This window comes from Streptomyces odonnellii (genome assembly GCF_000981895.1).
GTDB lineage: Bacteria > Actinomycetota > Actinomycetes > Streptomycetales > Streptomycetaceae > Streptomyces > Streptomyces odonnellii.
The window spans coordinates 1-1,219 of record NZ_LATD01000643.1 but is presented as its reverse complement, the minus strand read 5'-3'; the positions used below and the strand labels follow the sequence as shown (position 1 = coordinate 1,219).

Here is a 1,219-nt window from a genome sequence, read left to right as displayed (position 1 = left end):
CCCTTGAGGGTGGTGAGGCTGATGGGCCTGGGGAGGCGGCGGGGACTGGGGGTGCGGCCCGGTGCCGGTCTCGGCCCTGCCGGTCGCCTCGGCCCGCTCGTCGCTGTCGGTCGGCGGGGTGCCGAGCTTGCGGCGGCGGCCGGGGGCCGTCGCGGGGAGCTGGCCGGGGTTCTGGCCCTGGGGCTGCGGGGGTTGGTGCGCCTGCTGGGGCTGCTGAGGCTGAGACGCCGTGGGGGCCTGAAGCTGCTGGGCCTGGGGCTGCGGCGGGATGAGCTGCTGTGCGAAGGGGACGCCCTGGCCGAGGGTGCGCACGCTGAAGGCGCGCCCCTGGGTGGAGTCCGGCGAGAACGGTGCCTCTTCGGGGAGCGGCTGGGCGGGCGGCAGTGGCTGATGCGCGCCACGCCGGGGGTCGGTGACAGCGGACTCGCCCGGAGCGGCGGGCAACGGCGGGACGCCGGGTGTGCCGGGGACGCCGGGTGTGCGGGGGACGCCCGGGGCGGCCGGTGCCGCGGGGGCGCCGCCCGTGTCACCGCTGCCACGTTCGTCCGCGTCCGTGCCGCCGGTGCGAGGGTCGTCCGGCCAGCCGGGAGGGCCGGACATCATGCCGAAGCCCGAAGTGGTGGGCATGCCACGGCCGTTGGCCATCGGGCTGCCGGGGGCCGGGGCACCGGGCACCGGGCCCGCGCCCGGCGCGGTGCCTCCCCAGCCGCTCGGGTCGACGGGCATGGCGCCGGTGCCGCTGCTCGGGCGCCCGTCCGCGCTCCCGGCGGTCCCGGGCCACTCGGGCGGTGCGGCCGGGATGTCACCCGTACCACCCGTACCGCCCGTACCACCCGTACCGGCGCGGCGGCGGCCCGAGGGCAGCGGGTGGGCCTGCGGCGGGGTGTGGTCGGCGTCGGGCTCGGTACGTACGGCGTCGTGGCGGCCCGGAAGCGAGGCGTCCGGGGCAGCCGACCGACTCGGCGCGACTGCCGGTGCAGGAGCCTGGGCCTGAGCAGGGGCGCGGTCGGCGGCGGCGGGCGGGAGGGCGAACGCGCTGCGGGCTCCGTCGGCTTCGGCCGTCGGCGCGGACCCGGCATGCCGTTCCTGCGCGGGGGCCAGCGCCCGCCGGGCACGCCGCCCGGGCGCCTGCGCCCCGGCGGGAACCGGCTGTCCGGGCAGCGGCTGTCCTGGGAGCTGCTGGTCCGGGAGTTGCTGTGCGGGGATCGGCTGCCCCGGC

At 79.7% G+C, this 1,219-nt stretch carries 1 pseudogene; it reads right to left on the bottom strand.

Annotated elements, in window-relative coordinates:
* A pseudogene (locus tag WH07_RS35915) lies at positions 1-1,219 on the bottom strand (hypothetical protein); the annotation flags it as partial.